At 56.9% G+C, this 20,622-nt stretch carries 19 protein-coding genes and 1 pseudogene; 6 read left to right on the forward strand and 14 right to left on the reverse strand.

The window, feature by feature from the left end; all coding sequences use genetic code 11:
* The 6 genes from tnpC to FK527_RS16265 form a co-directional block, all read right to left on the reverse strand.
* Positions 1-1,157: IS66 family transposase (tnpC, locus tag FK527_RS16240; RefSeq protein ID WP_144735609.1), on the reverse strand; the 1,157-nt coding region annotated here is incomplete at its 3' end.
* Between the two features lie 80 nt (positions 1,158-1,237).
* Positions 1,238-1,570 (reverse strand): IS66 family insertion sequence element accessory protein TnpB, encoded by a 333-nt coding sequence (gene tnpB / locus FK527_RS16245; protein WP_186298463.1) that lies wholly within the window; start codon positions 1,568-1,570, stop codon positions 1,238-1,240.
* Positions 1,567-1,926, reverse strand: a complete 360-nt coding sequence (gene tnpA, locus FK527_RS16250) for an IS66-like element accessory protein TnpA (protein WP_246072851.1) — start codon at positions 1,924-1,926, stop codon at positions 1,567-1,569. The genes tnpB and tnpA overlap by 4 nt, the downstream gene beginning before the upstream one ends.
* Before the next feature lie 397 nt (positions 1,927-2,323).
* The gene (locus FK527_RS16255; RefSeq protein WP_144735615.1) at positions 2,324-2,767 is read right to left on the reverse strand and encodes a hypothetical protein; all 444 of its coding nucleotides are present in this window, start codon (positions 2,765-2,767) and stop codon (positions 2,324-2,326) included.
* On the reverse strand, positions 2,764-3,258 hold the full coding sequence (locus FK527_RS16260) for a hypothetical protein (RefSeq protein ID WP_144735617.1): 495 nt from the start codon (positions 3,256-3,258) through the stop codon (positions 2,764-2,766). The genes FK527_RS16255 and FK527_RS16260 overlap by 4 nt, the downstream gene beginning before the upstream one ends.
* 7 nt (positions 3,259-3,265) lie before the next feature.
* The gene (locus FK527_RS16265) at positions 3,266-4,270 is read right to left on the reverse strand and encodes an NUDIX hydrolase (protein ID WP_186298464.1); all 1,005 of its coding nucleotides are present in this window, start codon (positions 4,268-4,270) and stop codon (positions 3,266-3,268) included.
* A gap of 65 nt (positions 4,271-4,335) precedes the next feature.
* On the opposite strand from FK527_RS16265, the pseudogene FK527_RS16270 reads away from it, so the two are divergent.
* Positions 4,336-4,551 (forward strand): annotated as a pseudogene (locus FK527_RS16270) (hypothetical protein); the annotation flags it as partial.
* Positions 4,548-5,006: a lysozyme gene (locus FK527_RS16275; RefSeq protein ID WP_144735619.1), complete on the forward strand. Its 459-nt coding sequence runs from the start codon at positions 4,548-4,550 to the stop codon at positions 5,004-5,006. The pseudogene FK527_RS16270 and the gene FK527_RS16275, both read left to right, overlap by 4 nt.
* 9 nt (positions 5,007-5,015) lie before the next feature.
* Here FK527_RS16275 and FK527_RS16280 read toward each other — a convergent pair whose 3' ends face one another.
* From FK527_RS16280 to FK527_RS16315, 8 genes are all read right to left on the reverse strand, one after another.
* On the reverse strand, positions 5,016-5,291 hold the full coding sequence (locus FK527_RS16280) for a hypothetical protein (RefSeq protein ID WP_144735621.1): 276 nt from the start codon (positions 5,289-5,291) through the stop codon (positions 5,016-5,018).
* A 20-nt stretch (positions 5,292-5,311) separates the two neighbouring features.
* Positions 5,312-5,938, reverse strand: coding sequence for an RDD family protein (locus FK527_RS16285; RefSeq protein WP_144735623.1), 627 nt, complete (start codon positions 5,936-5,938; stop codon positions 5,312-5,314).
* An 18-nt stretch (positions 5,939-5,956) separates the two neighbouring features.
* Entirely contained in the window at positions 5,957-6,610 is a 654-nt protein-coding gene (locus FK527_RS16290) for a hypothetical protein (protein WP_144735625.1), read from the reverse strand.
* Entirely contained in the window at positions 6,610-7,650 is a 1,041-nt protein-coding gene (locus FK527_RS16295) for a hypothetical protein (protein ID WP_144735627.1), read from the reverse strand. Before FK527_RS16295 ends, FK527_RS16290 begins: the two co-directional genes overlap by 1 nt.
* Before the next feature lie 16 nt (positions 7,651-7,666).
* On the reverse strand, positions 7,667-8,116 hold the full coding sequence (locus FK527_RS16300; protein WP_246072853.1) for a hypothetical protein: 450 nt from the start codon (positions 8,114-8,116) through the stop codon (positions 7,667-7,669).
* An 89-nt stretch (positions 8,117-8,205) separates the two neighbouring features.
* Positions 8,206-9,069 carry a peptidoglycan-binding domain-containing protein gene (locus tag FK527_RS16305; RefSeq protein ID WP_144735632.1) on the reverse strand — a complete coding sequence of 288 codons (864 nt, stop codon included), beginning with the start codon at positions 9,067-9,069 and terminating at the stop codon, positions 8,206-8,208.
* Positions 9,070-9,682: 613 nt separating this feature from the next.
* Positions 9,683-15,127, reverse strand: a complete 5,445-nt coding sequence (locus tag FK527_RS16310) for a DUF4011 domain-containing protein (protein WP_144735634.1) — start codon at positions 15,125-15,127, stop codon at positions 9,683-9,685.
* Positions 15,128-15,167: 40 nt separating this feature from the next.
* On the reverse strand, positions 15,168-16,082 hold the full coding sequence (locus tag FK527_RS16315) for a helix-turn-helix transcriptional regulator (protein WP_144735636.1): 915 nt from the start codon (positions 16,080-16,082) through the stop codon (positions 15,168-15,170).
* Between the two features lie 458 nt (positions 16,083-16,540).
* Between FK527_RS16315 and mads1 the strand changes: the two genes are divergently transcribed.
* The 4 genes from mads1 to FK527_RS16335 are packed head-to-tail and all read left to right on the forward strand — an operon-like array spanning position 16,541 to position 20,516.
* A complete protein-coding gene (mads1, locus tag FK527_RS16320) occupies positions 16,541-16,714 on the forward strand; it encodes a methylation-associated defense system helix-turn-helix domain-containing protein MAD1 (protein WP_342778976.1) in 174 nt (57 codons plus the stop codon).
* A gap of 24 nt (positions 16,715-16,738) precedes the next feature.
* The gene (locus FK527_RS16325; protein ID WP_144735640.1) at positions 16,739-17,113 is read left to right on the forward strand and encodes a hypothetical protein; all 375 of its coding nucleotides are present in this window, start codon (positions 16,739-16,741) and stop codon (positions 17,111-17,113) included.
* The gene (locus FK527_RS16330; RefSeq protein ID WP_144735641.1) at positions 17,110-19,602 is read left to right on the forward strand and encodes an Hsp70 family protein; all 2,493 of its coding nucleotides are present in this window, start codon (positions 17,110-17,112) and stop codon (positions 19,600-19,602) included. Before FK527_RS16325 ends, FK527_RS16330 begins: the two co-directional genes overlap by 4 nt.
* A 2-nt stretch (positions 19,603-19,604) precedes the next feature.
* Positions 19,605-20,516, forward strand: a complete 912-nt coding sequence (locus tag FK527_RS16335) for an AAA family ATPase (RefSeq protein ID WP_144735643.1) — start codon at positions 19,605-19,607, stop codon at positions 20,514-20,516.
* Positions 20,517-20,622: the final 106 nt, after the last annotated feature.

A 20,622-nucleotide genomic window follows, 5' to 3' on the forward strand; every position in this document is an offset into this window, starting at 1 on the left:
ACGGGGCGACTGTGCTGCTGCCGAATCGCGACTCTCTCCTCGGCCTGCAGCTCCTTGAGCTGCCCTTCGATCTCATAGATGCGGGCAAACTGCGTGAGCGCATACTCGGCAATCTGGCTCTTGCTGCTCGCATGCAGCTCGAAGAACTTGCGCCTTGCGTGCCCAAGGCACCCCGCTTCGATCACCCCCTGCTGGAAGCTGGCCTTGTAGCCCGCGTAATCGTCACAGACCAGGCTGCCACTCCAGTCGCCCAGAAAGGCGCGCACATGCTCGCCAGCGCGCGATTCGCAAAAGTCATACACCACCGCGCGCATGTCCTCCAACGCCCCCGGCGCATAAGCCCACAGGTAGGCCCGGTGCGTCTTGCCGTTGCCCGGTTTGAGCATCGCCACCGGCGTCTCGTCGGCATGCAACACCCCATGGGCCAGCACCTCCTTCTTCAGCGCATCGGCCAGCGGCTGCAGCTGCACGCCGCAGCAGCCCACCCACTGCGCCAGGCTGGAGCGGGCAATCGCCACACCTGCACGCCCAAAGATGGCCTCCTGGCGGTACAACGGCAGATGATCGGCATATTTGGCCACCAGCACCTGGGCCAGCAGGCCGGCCGTCGGGACGCCCTTGTCGATCACGTGCGGCGCGACCGGCTCCTGCGTGATCGTCTCGCACTGGGCACAGGCCCACTTGCCACGGATATGGCGCTCGACGGTGAAGACCCCGGGCACGTAATCGAGCTTCTCGGCTACGTCTTCGCCGATGCGCACCATCTGGCAGCCGCACTTGCATGTGGTGGACTGTGGTTCGTGGCGAATCTCGCGCCGCGGCAGGTGGGCCGGCAGCGGCTGGCGTTTGGGTTGCTGGCGGGCCGGCTGCGGGCTGTGCACGGCGGGCTGCAGCTGCTCGATCTCGCTGGCTACCGCTGCCAGATCGGCCTCGATCTCGTCGGCGAGCAGGCTTTGCTGGCGTGGATCGAAGCGTTCGGACTGCGCGGCGAACTTCATGCGCTTGAGGAGGGCGTTTTCGAATTGGAGCTTTTGCAGCAGCGCGCTTTGGTGGCGCAGCTCGGCTTTGGCGTGATCCAGCTCTCCCATGAGCCGCACGAGCAGCTCACGCAGCTGCACAGCGCTGCATTCGCTCAGGGACTGTGGGGCTTGGATCATGCAGCGAGTGTGCCTGCTGGCGGCTTGCGCCGCCATCGGCAGTTCCCCCGATTGCCAAGCGGCGTTGGAGTGGTGACGATTCAGACAACGGTGATTACGCCGGCCGGGCCCACGCGCTGCCAGGGCAGGCCCAGCACGAGCGCATCGAGTTGCGCGAGAGACAGTTCGCAATGGGCTGGATCGGCGGGCGGCCAGACAAATTTGCCCTGCTGCAGCCGGCGCGCTGCCAGCCAGATACCGATGCCGTCGTGCACCAAGACCTTCAGGCGGCTGGCGCGCTTGTTGGCAAACAGGTAGGCGTGGTGCGGCTGCGCCGCACCAAAGACGGCCACCACGCGGGCCAGTGCGGTGTCGGTGCCCGCGCGCATGTCCAGCGGTGCTGTGGCCAGCCAGGCGGCTTCGATGCGGATCATCGCAAGCACTCGCGCAGCATCCGGATGCATTCGCCAGCAGCGGCCACGGGCCAGTGCATGCTCGCCGTGGTGGCGCCGCGGCGCAGCTCGATGCGCACGTCGCCCTGTGCGGGCGTTGCTGGCTCGGGATGCAGGGACGGCGTGATGGGCAGTGCAATGAATGGTGCGGGCGCCAGTGGCTGTTGGGCCGCCAGGTCACGCCGGGCGCGGCTGCGCCACTTGTGCACGAGGCTGGCGTTGAGCTTGTGCGACAGCGCGATCTCTGCGATGCAGGCTCCGGGCTGGCTGCATTCGTGCAGCACCTGCGCCTTGAATTCATCACTGTGCCGGCGACGCGGCAGGCTCTTGGGGTTCATGGTGGGCTCCTGTTGTTGGGCTCGCACCATGGTCTTTTATCTCGGGGCTTGTCTCAAGATGGGATGGCCGGACGCTTACCGAGTACCGTCCGGCCATGGTCAATGACTGACCAAAGCATGGCGAACGAGCGCGCACAGCACGGCGACCGTGGTGCGAACACACGCAAACAGGATCAGGAAAGGGGTGCGCCCCGAGAGGGAGAAGATGGGGCGAGAAGGGTCAAGAAAGGCTCTGTTGAGGCATTCTTGAGGGAGTTTGACGCATTTTCAGTATATCAAAAGCACTGAATATGTCAAATTCAATATATAAGATGGCTTGCGAGGCTAGCCAAACTACGCTTACTCAGGGGAGTGCGTAGGCGGGGAGGTGTATGCACAGGAGATGCCGGGTGCCTATTTATTTCGCGCTGAGCTTTGCCAAAAACCGTTCAAAGTCCACCTGGGGGCTGCCATACCACTGTGCATAGCGACTTGATTCAAGCTGCCGTTGCTCCTGTCGGCGAGCTTCAATTTGAGCCACCAGCCAAGGCTCATATCGCTCACACACCAAAGGAATCTGGAGCCACGAGGACCAAGCACATTCAGCGTCAGCCAAGATGTAAATTTCAGCCTCTGCGGGAAGACACTGGTCCATCGTTTCACGAGGGTGACCCAGCGTTACACCCCAACCATCGGGGCGAAGAAAAGGCACAAATCGGTACGCAGGCTGCCACAGCACGTACATCCACTGTTCTGGGTACCGAATATCTTCCTCGGCACTGACCTCAACCACATGTTGATCGCACAGTTTGATGGCTGAACCGCACCATACACCTGGACGCCATTGATCTGTGGCTCTCATGCGCGTACCGCTCGTTGTTCAGCCAAGGAAGCATCAGACTCAACTCGGTCAGTTTCTTTTCGCGCCAGTGCCCTCATCTCTTGCGCGTTCAAGCCCATGCAATCCCTGCACATCACCGTGAGAATATCGAGCCAGACGGGGGCGTCTTCTTCACCGTTTGCCAAAAGCAGTACCTTGCCCTTGATGACGGCTGCGTGAGGTTGCGTCATGTTGACCGGCTTACCGCACTTCCCGCAGGGGCAAATAGGGCCACCCAAAACACGGTTGTGCTGCAAATGTGTTGGCAGCCCCAACCCTTCTAACTGCTCAGGCACTTGTTGTTTACAACAGGCAGAACTGCAATACCGCCCCAGCGTTTTCATCACACTGGGTCTGAGCACTGCCTGGTCTGAAGGCGTGTCACCGGGGCGGATGTACTCCATATGGTGGCCCTGCAAGGCAAACACATAGCGCACGGCACCCAACGGTGCTTCACAGGTGGCGCACTTCATACCCATGTCACACCTTTTTCAAAGCTTCGATGATGGGCAAGTCGTTGGGGCTGTTGAGCACTTGGGGAAGTTTTTCAGCAGGCACCAGCATCACCGCTTGCGATTCCCATCCCATGTCGGCGGGGTTCCCACCCACCCGTTCTGCCAGGAAATAACGGGTGTAGCTTTGACTGCGCTTCACATCGACCAAATGCCGGATCAACCGCACGTGGAGGCCCGATTCCTCGTAGGCTTCGACCAAGGCGGTGGCTTGCGTTGACAAGGCGTCCATGGTGCCCTTGGGGAAAGTCGCTCTGTATCCGCCAAAGGCATTGCTGGGGGCCACGACCCAGATACGGCCATCTGGCTCACGAACCACAACCCCGGCCGCCTTTTTGTAACCCGTGGGCACTTTGAATTCGGGTTCGGGTACCGCATCCTTGGCCGCCAATGCTTCCCAGTCAGCCTTGCTTGCTGGTCCCTGCTCCCAAGACGATACAGCAATGCCGTTGATGGCATCGGGCATCGGCCCGTCAGGGACTTCGCAAGCAGTGCCGTTGGGATCGGACCATGCTTTCAGGTCACTGGGTTGGCTGGGCTTCTTGATTTCAACCCGCTTGCCATGTTCGTCCACCCTGGGATGGAAAACCGGACCACTGGCTTTGGCTGGTTTAGGAGCAGCGTTGTACTTGGCAGGTTCGGCTTGCAAGCGGTACAGCACATCCCAAACATCGTGGTACAGGTGTGCCCGTGCTGCCCCCTGCACCTTCGCCACTTGGTTTTTGAAGTTGCTGTATTGCAGGTGGTTCACCATGTTTGCCATGGCAGCCGCCACGTCAGCACGGGGCGCAACAGCACGAAAACGGTAATCGTTGGTTTTGCTTTCCTGAACTTCGCCAAGGTTCGGTAAATACTGTTCCCGCAAGGCTTCCAAATCCCCGCGTACACGCGCCCTCACGGTCAACGTGTCAGCAGCAACGTCGCTGGCTTTCTGAACAACGCTGAAAAACCCAACCGGCGAAATCAACCACATACAAAACTCCCCTTGCTTTTCAAAAATGCTGCTCTCAACGACGTTGCTGACCGCGGGCCTCGCACAATGCCCTGTCGGTCGGCGTGCGGCCGGTGATCACCTACTGGTTCATGGCGCTGTATTGCGCTGCCAAGACGGCAGCGTTTGCGGCAGCCGTGACCGCTGGCGCTGGCTGGGGGACGGCCATCCTGCATGCCTGGACGGAGGCCGACCAAGCGCTCTGGGCTGGAGTGTTGAACTTCTGGTTCCTGGGGCGTGTGTTCGACCGGGTGCGGCCGTGATCGCGGTTCCACAAGCGGCCATTGATCTGGCCAAGCGCTTCGAGGGCTTTCACCGCGTGCCGAAGAACGATCCTGGCCGTGCGTATCCCTACGTCTGCCCGGCAGGCTACTGGACGATTGGCTACGGCCATCTCTGCGATCCGAAGCATCCGCCCATTACCTTGGAAGAGGGTGATGCCTATCTAGCGCGCGATCTGATCGTCGCGTTAAAGGCTACCTTGCGGTATTGCCCAGTGCTGGCCACCGAGCCCGAGGGGCGACTAGCCGCGATCGTTGACTTCACGTTCAACCTCGGCGCAGGGCGGCTGCAAACGTCGACGCTGCGGCGGCGTATCAACCAGAAAGATTGGTCAACAGCTAGCCAAGAGCTTCGCCGATGGGTCTATGGCGGCGGAAAAGTGTTGCCAGGGCTTGTCACGCGAAGAGAGGTGGCAGCGAGGCTCTTCCTGGCCTAATCAAAATTTTCAGCTGCGGATCATTGCCATGAGCCCGATGGCAACAACAACACCAATGACGCCGGACGCTGCAACTGCACCCCATGTTCCCAGTTTTGGCTTGAGCCAGTAATAGCAGCCGAAAGTGACCAGTCCGCCGACGAGACCGAACACCTTGACGATAACCACTGCCAGAATGGATGGCCAAAGCCAATCCCATGAACCTGACTTTTTTTCGGGCGTTGTCGCAGGTGCCTTTGTGGGGACAGACGCCTGCGATGGTGCGTTCGGGTCTTCGTATGCCATGGTTACTCCTTTGATGGTTATTACTTGCCTGCCGCGTTCAATGCGCTCATCAGAATTAGCACTCCGAAGACTGCGGCAGTACACCCGAGCGCCCGGAATACACCCCACTTCTTGTGGAGCACAATAGATTTGGCGGATGTATCCCACAGAGTGGTGCCGGTCTTCGTCAATCGCCGATATGCAAATAATTGTGTGAACAATGCGATGAATGGAATGCCAAATCCAACGCCCTGAACAAAGACTAAAAAGGCGCGGCTTAGTGACTCCGACAAGGACAGCAAGCGGCCCTCAAGGTGAGTTACCTTGATGCCGAAGAGCCACTTTGCCGGTGTAGTCCCGAACAACGACAGCAGAACGGCCTCAGCAGGCAGCCAAACTAAATACAGCACGATGCCGGCGACAATCGGGTTCTCGACTGCCTTAGCGAAGCCCGCTGCCTGCTCAGGCATCGCCGCACTGAATGCAAATATTAAGAGGAGGAATAGCAGGACTCCTGCCGTACAGATGGCAACTGTACGTGCAAACATTCTTCGCCACGGATGATGCTGCCCGCCAAGAAAGGCTTTGCTCTGATCAACAGTCGACGATGATTGTTGGTCTATCTTGCTTGAGCCAAGAGGCTGTGCGTTGAGGTCTTCGTAGGCCATAGACTATTCCTGGTCGTCTTATCGAATCACAATGCTGCTTTTCAAACGGTTATGCGCAGCGATTGCTTGCTGATCGTTTTCAATGTGGGAGATAGTAATTAGAGCTTTTTCAGGGCCGAGAAGCACATGGTATTGAGTCACTCTCATGGTCTCAGCCGGGTTGGCAGTCGAGGTACGTCCGTAGCTAATGATTAAAGCGGTCTGCCCGCCAATGGGTTCGACAGCAAAACTCGGACGGCCGACTTCTTTTACGCCATTTTTAGCCAAGCCCGCCCACATCGTCGGGGCCTCGTCACGCCAGGTATCTGCCAAGTCCTTCAGCACCTGCCTTTTGTTAGCCTGAACTTCCTGCTGCACGTCGGCCTGAGTGATTGGCGGATCCATCGGAATGAACGACACCCTGATCATCGTTCGTGACGGCGCTGGGTAGGACTGCGCCGCAAATGATGCTGTGTGTAGAGTTGGAATCCCGACAAGTTTTTCTCCATGCTCTTTGACACGCCTCCGCTGTTCGGCATCGCTGATAGTCCAGTCACTCGGCACTTCAAGCTGAACTCGCCCCTTTACGTTCAGCTTGGTATAGCCTGCCGTCTGCGCGGCGACCGGCAGGACGACCACAGCTAGCAAGCAGAGGTACAAGGGGGAGATTATTGTTTTTGCTTTGTTCATCATCAGTTCTCGGTGAGGAGGCTGTTTAGCAACTCCTGCAGGACAGTATGCAATTGGCCACGGCTCTGTGCTGAACCCGTGCCCTCGTAGACGTTGATCGCCAGAGGAAGGGAGTTCAAGAGTGTTATTCCACTGATCCCAGATATCGGGCGACTGGATTCCCCGATGCTCATATTCATCCGCATTGAAAAATAAACTGCATTTCCGTCCCGTCCAATCGGCTCAAACTTCATGTCAGACAGGCTGATATCACTGTTCTCGAACGACTCCTTTAGCCGTTGATTGAGTTCATCGGGATTCACACGAGGACTCGACTTGGATAGACCGGTAAGGAACGCTTCTCGCTGCATATCGACTCGCTGGAAATTGCCCTTGGGACCGAGAAGCTGGATTTGTAGCCAGTGGTCTAACATGTCCCTGCGTCCCTTCCTGTAGTCCTCCAGTTCGGAGCATCTGACGGCCGCATGGACGAGTCGAGAGCCTTCGCCAAGGGAGCGCCGCGCCAAGTTCAACAGCTCTACTTCGCGCGCCGACTTGCCCGGCGTGCAGTAGCCTGTTGGATTCGAAAATACAACCTGTTGGTCGAGCACGCTCACAGATTCCGTGGTGGTACTTCGATGGATAACTTCCTCTTGAGCAGGCTGCTGTCTTGGCGCGGCTGGCGCGGGACTGGGAGATTGATAGGTAGGTACTGCCGTAGGGGGGGCTTGCACAACAGGGGGCGTCGCCGAACGGGCAGAGTCGTGCTTGGTCGAGTTGACGAGAATAATGAGCAGAAGCCCGATTCCCAAACCGATGCCAACCATCCATTTGCCTGTAGTCACATCCGAAGACGTGTCGCTATTTCCTTTACGTGGTTGCGGCGTGGCATGGGTCGCTGGCGCCTCATCGGCTCTCAGAAGCGAATGTTGTGTGTCGCTCAGCGACGGGGTGAAATTTGGTGCAGTATCACTGGCAGAGCGGCTGTCTTCGACATCTGAGACCAGCGTCGACAAACCGGCGAAGCCTGCAGCATTTCTATTTTGTTGTTCGTCAGCAGACACGGTTCATCGACCTCTCTCAAAGTCGCAGCTTGGAGTAAATGGCTTCGACCAGGCAGTCGTTGCCATCCTTGAATCGCAGCCTGCCAACGTTGCCAGCCAATACGGTCAGAATTGCATCTTCCCCGAGGGCAAGGGATAAGCAGCCTTCTGTTTTGATATAGGAGTTCGATCCAAACATCTCAAACCAGTCATCATCTTCTCGGGTCACGGTGACCGCATACTTGCCAGGCTTTTGCGTGCTCGCGCCGAATACGGCTTTGACGTCGCACTTATCCTTGCTGTCTAAAAAGATGACCTCTCCACCGTAACCAGAAGAATTAAGGATTGCATCTTCAGAGTAGGCGTAGACGAAGCAGTGTCGGGTCTGCACAATTATTTGTTTCCCGCTCACCCGATAGATATTGCTACCTTTTCGGGTTAGGCTCATTTCGTAGCTCTCGGCAAATGCTGATGCAGAAATCGCCATGAGCATTGCTGCCATAACGCATGCCACCCGATTTACTCTTCTCATTATTTCCTCCTTGCATGTCGCTTCAAGAATTCACCGATAGTAGGTTAATCAATAACTGAGACACACTTTTCCCCGGACTTCTTGAAGCCTTCTTTGCAATACCAGCTGGCACCTGAGATGAAGGCATTGGGTGGTGCAATCACGGCGTCGCATTGATTGCCAACACGTTTGAAGCCCTCCTTGCAGTACCAGTTGGCGCCAGACACAAAGGCATTTTGTGGAGCAATGACTGCTTCGCATTGATCGCCAATACGTTTGAAGCCTTCCTTGCAGTACCAGTTAGCGCCCGAGACGAAAGCATTCTGTGGTGCGATCACTGCATCACACTGATCGCCAACACGTTTGAACCCATCCTTACAGTACCAGTTGGACCCTGAGACAAACGCGTTAGCCGGGATGCCCGGCTTCGGACTGGCCGGGCCTGGCGCAGGTGTTGGCGGCACAGTTGGAGCAGTGGACGGTGGGGGGGAAGCGTTTGCAGTGTTGGGTCTGCTACCTTCAGACGTCTGTCTTTCCAACTGATCTAGCAATTGTGGGGTAGCCAATCCATCCTGGCTCAGTCCTTTGTCTCGCTGGAACGCCATGATCGCAGCACGCGTTCCGCCCCCTGCAAATCCGTCAGCAACACCGGCCTTGTATCCAAGCTGGTTCAGTTTTTCCTGAATCGCCAATACAGTGGGATCCGGCTCTGGTCGCGTTGCCTGACGAGCGGGTGTGCCGAATGAAGGCTGGCGCTCCCGAGCCGAATTTTGTGGTTGCTGGCGCTGAGAGTTGTAGGCGCCAACAAACCTATTGCGTCCATCGGATTGCAGTTCACTGCGATAGGGTTCGACATCCCGGCGAGCGCTTTCCAGGGAACCACGTCGATACCGATATTGCCCACATCGGCTGTTGTAGTCAGCGACCATCGCATTGAACTGATCGACATGACTGTCGTTGTAGTTGTTGACGGCACCCCTGGCACCGTCCAGGCGAATGTCCTCTGCGAGGCAGTAGCGAATCTGGGGTATCGAAAGTGAGTGACCTTGCCCGACTGGCGGGGTCTCTTCAGATGGTCGGCTCGGCACCTGAGGTTGAGCGACCGAAGACGGGCCCGTGTATGGAGCCTGTGTCGCCGCCGGGGGGGTGTATGTCGGTGAAGGGGAGGACGGGCCCTTGTTAGCCTGTCCGATTAGCCAAAAGAATCCGATCACGGCGGCGAGTCCAACGACCCACTTACCGGCTGACGAGCCAGAGGTCGGCGGGGTACTGAGCGTTGGAGCTGGTTGGGGCCTTGGATGTGGGGGCGGCGATGGTGGCGAAGTTGCTGCTACGGTAGGGTGCGCTTCACTTTGCCGCTGATTCTTGACAGGCTCCGATGGCGTTGGGACATCGATGTCGGAAACGAGCGAGGAAAGGCCCGCAAATCCTTTGCCTTCATTTTTCTTGTTGTCCTCTTCGGCTGTCACGACCCGCTCCCCTCTTTAGTTCTTGTCACCATCTTGGCTATTGGCTTTATCTCTTTATGTATGCTGGAAGGCTTCAATTGATTTTGGGTAACGTTTCCGATCGGACAATTTCAACGATCTGAAAAGTCTTGGATGCGCTACCAGCAAGATGAAGAGCTACCTCGTCACCAACAACTGCGCCCAGAAAGGCTTGCGCGAGAGGGCGGCTTTCATTCACGATGCCGTTGGAGAAATCGTCCTTCCCTCTGGTGATCTGAACCGTCAACACATCGTTTGGCTTGGATAGATCCACGTAGCGAACAACATCCCCAACGTCGACCTCTAGATCATCCTCGGTGTCGATCAGAACGGAGTTGACTGCTTCACGCTCAATTTCGGCTTGTGCGGCGTTCTCGACCGGCTCAATTACTTCAATCACGGGGGAGATCGTCGGTCCTGCACCTTGACCTTCTTCGATCCAGGTCTCGCCAGAGGCGTGCTCAGGCTTCCAGCTCTCGCGCAGATCCTCAAGGAAGCTAATGAGCTTCTCGGTTTCCTGTCGTGGCGTGCGGAACCAGTCCGTTGACCAGATACGCCAAATGCGACCACGCCAACCCAGCGACTCGAGGATCTCTTGACGGATGCGATCACGGTCGCGAACTGACAGGGCCGAGTGGTAGGTTGCGCCGTCGCATTCGATTGCTGCCAGATACGAGCCTGGTGCGTCTGGGTGTTTAACGGCAATGTCAATGCGGTAGCCCGCTACGCCCAGCTGAGGGGTGACTTCATAGCCACGCATCTTGAGCATGTCCATGACGGAGATCTCGAAATCACTGTCAGGCTCGCGGTCTGTTTCCTCAATGGTCGGCAGAGAGCCTGTGCGGGCGTACTCGAGGTAGTTGCGCAAGGCTTTGGTTCCGTCCGGAGTGGTCCCATCCATCACGATGTCTTCAGGACGCAGGGACGTGTACAGGGCGATCGACTTCTTGGCGCGGGTGAACAGCACGTTCAATCGACGCCAGCCGCCTTGACGACTGATGGGGCCAAAGTTCTGACGAACAGCGCTGGATCCTGGTGGTTTGCCGAAAGTCGTGGAGATGATGATGGCGTCGCGTTCATCACCCTGGACGTTCTCAAGGTTCTTGATGAACAAGGGCTGCCCTTCTGTCGCCCAATGGTCTCGGTAGGAGTCGGCACCACGAACCGATTTCAGACGCTCTTCCAGCAGTTCAGCAATCAAATCTCGCTGCTTGATATTCAGTGTGACGATGCCAAGAGACTCGTTGGGGCGAGTTGCAATGTGCTCGACGACCGCATCCACGACCCGCTTGGCTTCCCGCAAATTGGTCTGGTTTTCGTAGATGGCATCGGCCAGATAGACGGCACGCACACCGAGCTTTCCGCCTTGGCCATACGGCGATGGGAAGATCACCAGGTTGCCACGGTAGAAGCTGTGGTTCGAAAAGGCGATCAGCGAATGGTGCTGAGAACGGTAATGCCAGCGCAGGGAGCGAGTTGGCCTAAAGTGCGATGAGCAGACATCCAGAATGCTCTCAGCATCCGTGGTGGTGAAGTGATCGTCACCACCGTCACCGTCCTGGGTCATCCGGGAGAAGAACGATGTCGGGGGCAGTTGTTTGGGATCACCAACCACCACCAATTGACCACCACGGGCAACCGAGCCGATTGCCTCCTCGGGCTTCAACTGGGATGCTTCGTCCATGATGACGAGATCAAACTTGATGACCCCTGGAGCCAGGTATTGCGCTACAGCTTGCGGCCCCATCATGAAACAGGGCTTGAGCGCCTGAATCGACCCACCAGCCCGGGTAAGGATTTTCCGAACAGGCATGCGCGGGCGTTGCTGTGGCATGAGGTAGTTCAGGAGAACCATCTCAGTGCGATCGTCAACGCGAGCACCGTTTCTGCCGGGAGGCGGAGAGGCCTTGCGAGTGCATTCGTAGGCGATTGCCTTGCCACGCAGAGCAATGATCTCTTTGTCCAGTCGTTTGAACTCGTCGCGGATCTGGTTGTGTTTGAGGCCCGTGAAGCGCCCAAGCTGGGGGATGTTGCGAAAGGCTTCCCGAGTGATCGTGCTGTAGGTGCAGTAGGCGTAGGCGTCGGACAAATCGTCTGGTTTGATGCGCTTTCTCTCAAGGAGCTCCACGAACTCAGACAAGGTCAGCTCGTTGGCCTCCTTGCGGCGAGTCAGGTACAGCGACCAAGGAATCAAAAGGTCCTTGTCCTCGACAGCCTTTTGAACTGCGCCATGCAAGGCGCTGACAAACAGCTCCAAGTCCTCGTCTGCAGGTGCGCCAGTCCATGTGTCCAGCTCGAACTTCCCGAACTGGGACAGAGCATTGCTCAAGCCCTCAATCTGCTTCAATCCCGTGTGGACAGGTTCCAGAGCGGCAACAAGAGTTCTACAGGCTTCAATCGGATGCCCGGTGCGCAGCTTGTATTTGACCTGCGGCGATAAATTGAGACTGTCGATGCTTTGACCGAAAGACAGAGCCTCGATGGCGGTCGAGCAGTCTGTGTCGACGTCCAGATAGAGATCGCCAAGAAGCGATTTGATATGGGCATTGGCTTGAATCTGTGACTTCAGCGAAGAGCGCTCCAAGGCTGCGTCGCATCCGGCGATCACTTGGCTGAACGTAGCTTGACTGCGAGCCTCCAACTCAAGCCATTCGAATCGGTCTTCGAGGGCTTCTGTGAATTCACCGGTCTTTTCCAACACCTTGTCGAGGAGATTGCTGCCGCTGAATTCAGAGAGGCGTTTGAGCCTTGCGTTGATGTCTTTGACTGCTGCGATGGCGGACGTGATCTCCAGCTTGACCGTCGAGAATTCGCGGCGCAGGGCTCGGGCTTGGTCGGCGGTGAAGCTGACTGGGTCGATCAGGACGGCTTGAATATCCTCTGAGGCGACTTTGATACCCCGATTCCATTTCGCCAGCGCCAGATATCCTTCCAATGGGGAGGGGGTAGCTGGCGCGGGGAATCCGAGGAACTGCGTCCAGGTCGGCGAGGACTTCCACTGTTCTTTGAGGCCTAGCAGTTTGACGATTTGTTCAAGCTGCTCCAGCCGCTTGTGGCCAGGCATTTTGAGCTTGGTGCGTTGGAGTGCGTTGTGCAGCCCTACCGCTTTTCGCCACCGACCTTGGAAGATGCGGTACCACGCGTCGCCTTCTCGCAGGGTCAGGATGGCTTGCTTGATATCTCCCTCATGCGGCAAGGTGTCCACATAGAGCGAATCCCCGAGTTCTTTTTCAAGACCGGTCCACTCTTCCTGGAGGGCATGCAACTGATCAAGGGCCTGGACTGCGCCGTCGCGAGTCAGTCCAGGGGTCTGGAGATGGAAGTGCTCCTCTGGGGCATCCAGCACGAGATCGGTAAAACCGAGCAACTGCTCCAGCTTCTGCATAGATCCGTTGTAAAGAATCTTTTTCTCGCCCAGGAACATCACCAAGTTGGCGTTGGCCGTCGAAAGCTTGCCCGCAGTCTCAACCAGTTGTTGATGCAGGATGCGAAGCTCACTGAGCGTGCCCAGTTCTGCGCCCAAGCTCCCCGCGATTCGCTGCAAGCCCTTTAGATCGTCAGTCCCTGACTTTGTGACGCTGGATTCGAGCTTCAGCGCTGTTTTGACCGCCCCTTCGAGGCGGTGGAACTGTTCGACTTGTTTGGCGAAGGCCTCAAGTGCCTGAGCGGATTTGGTTCCCGTCTCGTCGTCCTCAAAGAACCCAGGAATGAGGTGCAGAGGCAATTGCTGATTGGCAGTCTCAAGCAGTTTCTTGAGTACGGCCAATTGCTCACCGCTGAACTCCAGTGAGAGGTTGTGAACGCGGCCTCCGAGCACTTGCGAGTAGTGCTTCGAAGCATCTACCAAGGACGGACCCCACTCATCAGCTGCTTCAAATAGCTGAGTGAGTTTGACTTCATCTCCGGGGATGAGGCGCTCAGGGTAGAAGCCCCAGAAGGTGCAACTTGCATCAAAGCCTCCGACCGACTTGTACTGGGAGCCAAGGTAACCTAGGCAGTCCATGCGTCGACCGAACTCAAATTCAGAAATTTGAGTTGCATCGCCGATGCTGATCTGGCTGAGCATGCTCTCTTCGTTGCTCAAACCTTGTCGGTGCTTCTCGGCTCGCCACATGATCTGATGCAGCGTCAAACCAAACGCGTTGTGCGCGATTGAATTGATCAGGTCTGTGTAGGCTTTGAGGTCTTGGCGGTGAGCCTCCAGTTGCTGCTGCAGACGGGGAAGATCATTGGGGTGATTGGGTCTGAAGGTGGTGCGCTTAGCTATTTCCTCCAGGACCCGCTTCTTGTTGGTCTTGTTACTGTGCAGCTCAAGAACAAACGGATCGAGGCCAGCCAGTGACAGGCGGTTCTTCACGACTTCAAGAGCCGCCAACTTCTCGGCAACGAAGAGCACCTTCTTGCCTTCAGCCAGGCAGGCCGCAATTAAGTTCGTGATGGTCTGAGATTTGCCCGTACCCGGCGGTCCTTCGATCACCAGATTCTTCTTGAGTGACAAGACATCGATGAGGGCGCTGTGCTGAGAGCTGTCAGCGTCGTAGACCAATGGGATGCTGGCCCCTGGGCCTTCTTCCACCAGATGTTCTTCAGCCAGGCTCAGGCCCGCTCCTCGGTCATCAGCCCTGCCCTCGAACACCTCACGAACGATTGGGTGATCAATTAGGGAGTTCTCATCACCGTTTGAAGGCCATTTGGTTGGATCTAAATCTCGAACCAGCAGCATGTTGCTGAAGCTGAGCAAGCACAAAGAGACTCGGTGCTTGAGTGCGAAGCCGGGTTGCTTTTTGATGATCGCTTGAATCTCGGCAAAGTAACCGTTGACGTCGATCTGTTCTTCACCAAGTTCAGGCAAGACCAGCCCGAAGTCGTTGCGCAGCTTCTCTCGCAGTGAGAGGTTTTCGGAGATGTCGTCGCCCGTGTATTGGAGGGAGAACTGCTGGATGCCCGCAACCTCCTTTTTTTGCAGCGACACAGGTACGCTGATCAAGGGGGCTGTGAATGTCTTGTCGCTGTCTCGCTGATCGGGGAACTCCAAGAACCCGAGCACCAGGAACAACATGTTCGCGCCCGTTTCCTCAATAGCGAGCGTGGCCTCACGCTCGATCTTGCGGCAGTGCTTCGCGAGATCGTCCGGGTACATAAGTGATCGGACATTCGATTCATCCGAGCTCTCACCGACGCCAGGGATGTCGTAGCTCGTTGAGATGCCTTGGGACTTGGCCCATTCCCTAGGCTCTGGTCGTTGTAAGCGGCCGTTGCGCTCCACCCAGTCCCCTCTGGATGGTTCTGGCAATCCGAGAATGCTGATGCTGGCTTTGTTGTTTGCTTCGACCAGTCGCTGATATATCGCTGCGGGATGACCCTCAATAAACTGTAGTGACTTGCCAGCAGTGTGCTTGAAGTTAATTAGGCGATTTCGACCGGTGAGATCTAATAGCTTGAGGCGTAACTGTTCAAGCGCAGAAGTCAGCGCGGAAGAATCCAAGTTCACGGTTGTCATTGTCTTTCCCTTGACCGAAGCGAACGGATTGCGTCGCTCCTTAGTCAGCCTCCGCTTCTAATATTTTTTGCTCTTGCGATTTATAGCCAGGTGCCAAAATCGCATTCTTGACTCCATAAATTGCCAAGTGGTCTTTGAGCCATAGCCGGTACTCCGCCCCCCGCAGGCAATGATCGGGAGAACAGTCGACACTCCATTTGCGCAGGATGTATCCAGCCGTGGCAGCACGCAGCTTCATCCGCAGCACGCCGCCGTTCATGCCGTAATCCATTTCTGTGATCTCCGGCCGGAGCTGATTCGGGTGCGGCACCAACTCCAGTTCGACGATCCGCGTCCACTGAATGTCTTGATCGCTCATCTCATGCGTTGCAACTGGCTGCCCCTTGAGCACGACAGGGTTCTTGATCCGGGTGATGACGAAGTCTCGGAACTCCTGGGACTTGCGGTCAAACGCCCGGACGTGCCACCGCAATCCGTTGTCGATCAGCGCGAACGGGACGATCTCCCGCTCTGTAATGCCGCTCGAAATCGAGTGGTACTCGACGGCCAGCGGGCACTCCTGGTGAATGGCACGTGTAACCGCCGCAAGTACGTCTAAGTCTGGGTGGGTGAGCCGGGTAGGCACTTCGCTGATCACCCACGGCTTAAGCCGCATCGGTTCGCCGTCACCGAATCCTTGTGTGAGCCAGGACAACACGCGCTCAGGCGGGAAGTCGAAGAGTGGGCGAAACCACTCGGCCCGCACATACAGCTTGTTCTTCGTGTCGTATTCCAGGTTCCCGGGCGCTAGTTTTTTGTATTGCGCGATGTCGCGGGTGGCAGCGGCCTCCTGTATGCCAAACCGCGCAACGAGGTCCTGACGACGTATCTCACCCACGAAACGCAGTCGCAGTTCGGCGTAGGCGAGCCGGTCGCGCTGTGCCTGGGTCAAGCTGGAGAGGTGGTCGATGGTCATGCCTACGATCGTCAAAGGGGGCTTGCGGGCGAGTTGAGGTGATTGCGCAAAGTATATTCGTTGTTCTAGAATGCGTCTATATGCGCACAACAATACGAACATTCAACGCAAAATGATGATAACAAAGACTGGGTGGCTCGGAGAGAGTTTGCGTCTGCACAACAATGGTGCGGATGCTGGGCTTGTTTCGGCGCACGCTCGCGATAGCTGTGAGCCTCAGCGAGGTGGTTCGCCCGGTCTCAAAAGCCCGCCGTACCGCGACGGGCGATCTTGCCTGCCGGATTCGGTGCGGAGACCCGGACATTTGCCGCACGGATGCGCTCGCCCACGAGAGGCGTCGATCCTTTTTTGGCAGTTATCCGCGTTTCCATGTTTAAAACATGGTTTTTCGACTATCCTTGCCAAATCTAGACAGATTTACCAAGGCTATGTCCAGCGCAGCCGGCAATGCGGAGATCATGACCATCCGAGAGGTCGCCGAGTACCTCAAGGTCAACGAGCGAACGATCTACCGTCTGCTGTCGGCCAAAAAGCTGCCAGCGTTCAAGGTCGGTGGGTCCTGGCGATTCAGACGTACGGACATCGACAGGTGGATAGCCAGTCAATCTGAAGGTGAGGCCGGAGAGTCATAACAACTGCATCAACCGGGGATCGAAATGACGACTGAACAAACTGATAGGGGCGAGCAATTCGAGCGCTCCCTCATGGACATCGCAGTGGAGAGCTGGCGCTTCACGCGGCTCTTTGCGCGCCTCGTCAGCAAGCTCGACGCTGGCGAGAGCTCCCGCTACGTCAATCAGCTCCGTTACTTCCAGAAGAAGCTTGAAGAGAGCCTAGACGCTGCGGGCCTGAAGATCGTCAACGTAGAGGGGCACCCGTTCGACCCTGGGATGGCAGCCTCGGCAATCAATATCGGTGACTTTGGTCCGGACGACGTTTTGGTCGTTGAGCAGATGGTGGAGCCGATCCTTATGGGTCCGGAAGGCCTGCGTCGGCAAGGGACGGTGACGCTGAAGAAGGTGCAAGCATGAATTACATCGGAATTGACCTTGGCACGACCAACAGTGCGATCTGCTCCTACGACGGTGAATCGGTCCGCCTTTACAAGAGCCCCGACCAAAACGACGTCACACCGTCAGCGATCTTTATCGATCGTCGTGGCAACAAGTACCTCGGCAAGAGGGCCTACGACAGCGCGGCGAAGAACCCGGATAACGCCGCGACGAAGTTCAAGCGAATGATGGGGACGAGCACCCCAGTCAAGCTGAATGCGGTGAACATCACGATGACCCCGGAGGAGTGCTCCGCAGAGATCCTCAAGTTGTGCTACGGCTACCTTCCAGAAGAGATCCGCAACGGAGGTGCAACAGGAACCGTGATCACCGTGCCGGCCGCTTTCAACCAGATGCAGAAAGACGCAACGCTTGCTGCTGCTGAGATGGCTGGCTTGGGAAGCGTGGCCCTGATGCAGGAGCCAGTGGCAGCGGTCATGTGCGTCATGAAACAGCGCAAGGGCGATGGCGTATTCCTGGTCTTCGATCTGGGCGGCGGCACGCTCGATATTGCTATTGCCGAAAGTATCAGTGGTCGGGTGAGCTTGCTCGCCCACGGCGGTGTCGCGATGTGCGGCGGCACTGATTTTGATCGGTCCATTCTCGACAACGTCGTAAAGCCGTGGCTCTTTGAAAACTTCGATCTCCCTGAGGATCTGACGACATCGGCCAAGTACAAGTCACTGCTACGGATGTGTCTGTGGGCTGCTGAAAAGGCGAAGATCGAACTGTCTGCCAAGGAAGAATCCGTCATCAGCCTGACCGAGTCAGATCTTGGGGTCAGCGACGAATCAGGCGCCGAGATCTACGTTGACATCAACTTCACCCGCAAGCAATTAGACGCACTGATTGCCCCGAAAGTCGATGAGGCGATTCAGTCGGCTCGCGACACCCTGGAAAAGGCCGGGCTCAGTGCGCACGATGTAGAGCGAGTTGTCTTCGTCGGAGGGCCAACACAGTACAAGCCATTGAGAGACAAGGTCGCGTTTGAAATAGGGATTGCTCCATCAACAGACGTGAATCCGATGACAGCCGTCGCCGAGGGCGCCGCTGTCTTCGCGGAGTCCATCGACTGGAAGTCTCAAAGCCGTGGCCGCAAGAGCAGCCGAGGTGCCCTGAGTGCTGGTGGCTCCATTGACTTGGCATTCAACTACATCGCCAGGACACCTGACTCTAGGGCCAAGGTGGTCGTCAAAGTCGGTGGAACTGCGGCGGCCGGCACTGAGTTTCAGATCGACAGTCTCGACACGGGATGGTCATCTGGGCGCCTCGCGCTGAAGGATGGTGCGTCGGTGGATCTGACGCTCTCCAAGCCTGGCGAAAACACCTTCAAGGTGTTCGTTTTTGACTCTAAGGGTGGCCCAGTCGCCCTCAAGGAAGACAAGATTGTCATCGCAAGAACCGCAGCGAGCATCGATGCGATTCCAGCGTCTCACTCTATAGGTGTCGAAGCCCGGGAAAAGCTCGGCGGACGCTTGGTGCTCGACTACCTGGTTCGAGAAGGCGACCAGTTGCCAAAGAAGGGCAAGAAGACCTTCAAGACAGAGGAGTCTTTGCGGGCGGGCAGCACTGGCTCGATCAAGTTCAAGTTGTGGGAAGGGGAAATCGCTGACCCCGTCAACGACAACCGATTCATCGGGATGTTCGAAATCAAGGGCTCTGACTTTGATGACGGAGTGATCGCCGCTGGCGCTGAACTGGTCTGCGAGTACGAGATTCTCGACTCGGGCAACATCATGATGGAAGTCTCGGTTCCCTCCATCGGTGGGTCCTTCCACAGCGGACGTAATTTTTACTCTAGACAAGACGGTCAGATCGATTACTCCAAAGCCTCAAAACTTGTAGAAGAGCAGTCAGAGCACGCTAAGCAGCGCCTGGAGGAGATGGAGTCGAAGATTGACGACCCGCGGCTTGAGCAGGCAAGAGACAAGCTCGAACAAGCGGAGTCCATCAAGTCGTCGGATGCCGATCCTGAGACCGCCAAGCAGGCGATGGATAACGTGCAGGAAGCTAAGCGATTGCTGGCTCTGGCACGGAAAGATCACCTCAAGGAAATTCGGCAGATGGAACTGGACAAGGCGATCGACTTCTTCGATCGCCATGTCAGGGAACACGCGCGCTCAACTGAGGCCAGTGCATTCGACAACCTGGCGAAGACGGCTCAAAGGGCGATTGACAACAACAACGGCGATTTCGAAGCGCATCTTGACGATCTGCGTAGCAAGAACTTCATCATCTTGTGGCGCCAAGACTGGTTTGTCATTGATCGCTTCAAATGGCTCGCCTCCGATTCCTATCTCTTCCCAGACGCTCGGGAACACGCTCAGCTTGCAAACGCCGGCGCGGAAGCGCTCAAGGCTAACGATATCGACAAGCTTCGGGCGATCGTGGCTCAAATGGACTCGATTCGAATCGGCTCCGGCGGCGATGACGAGATGATGGCCGGGGCGAACATCGTTCGGAGCTGATCATGGCAATCGAGGGCTGGCTTCCTATCGGTTTCCTACTGCCCGATGGTGCAAAGACACGGGTGGCCCTTTACGAGGGTGGGAACTGGCAGATTTTTGAAACATTTGCTGGGGGTCGAGCCCTGATCGTCCGTCAGGCTCTGGCCGAGCGTTGGATCGAGGCCGGGCTACTCGATGACGGGCAGTTGTCCGAATTTAACTTCGGCGACAGTAAGTTCCGATCGATGTCGTGCGGTGAAAATCAGGTGTTGAGTCCGGTATCCGAAGGTGCGTCCCCCAATACCAAGGCAGAGGCGCTGTCGTTCGCGCTAACACTGAAGGTTACGCGTGCCATTGACTCAGAAAGCCCGCTTCAGGATGCGCTGTACGTTGAGAGGTTCAGCCGTCTCCTGCCTACCTACAGCATCAGTTCTCGCGCAGACGATGATGTTGTGCTTGGGTACTGGTTGACCGGTGGCGCTCCTATTTCGGCGAAGTCGTTTCGTCGGTTGCGCCAGACGCTCAGTTGGCTCGGAGCTGGGCATCTTAAGGATGTAGTTCAAGCAGCGGGCATTGAAGTCGCAGAAGTCATACCCGCTGAGAAGCGCCGCATGCGACCCGTTGATTCGCCTCCAAAATCCGATGTCAAAGACACAACGCCCTCGGTGCAAGTCGCGAAGGGAAGCGACAAGCCCGCCATGTTCGAGTTGGCTGGCCGACCGGAATTGGCCACCTTCTTCAACGAACACATCATCGACATTATTGTCAATCGGGATCGCTACAAGGCCCTTGGCATTGATTTCCCATCAGCGGTCGTGCTGCACGGTCCTCCGGGCTGTGGAAAGACCTTCGCAGTAGAGCGACTGGTCGACTTTCTCGGGTGGCCGAGCTTTCAGATCGACGCGTCCAGCGTGGCTAGTAGATCGTTCCGCTAATAAGTTTACAAATACTCTCTGAGCTGCCATGATCGTCATAGCATTTGACTTGGAGGTGATCATGGGACGGAGAAGCGGGCGAGCGGCGTTGGTGCTGACTGACGAG

This window comes from Extensimonas perlucida, assembly GCF_007655255.1.
Lineage (GTDB): Bacteria > Pseudomonadota > Gammaproteobacteria > Burkholderiales > Burkholderiaceae_C > Extensimonas > Extensimonas perlucida.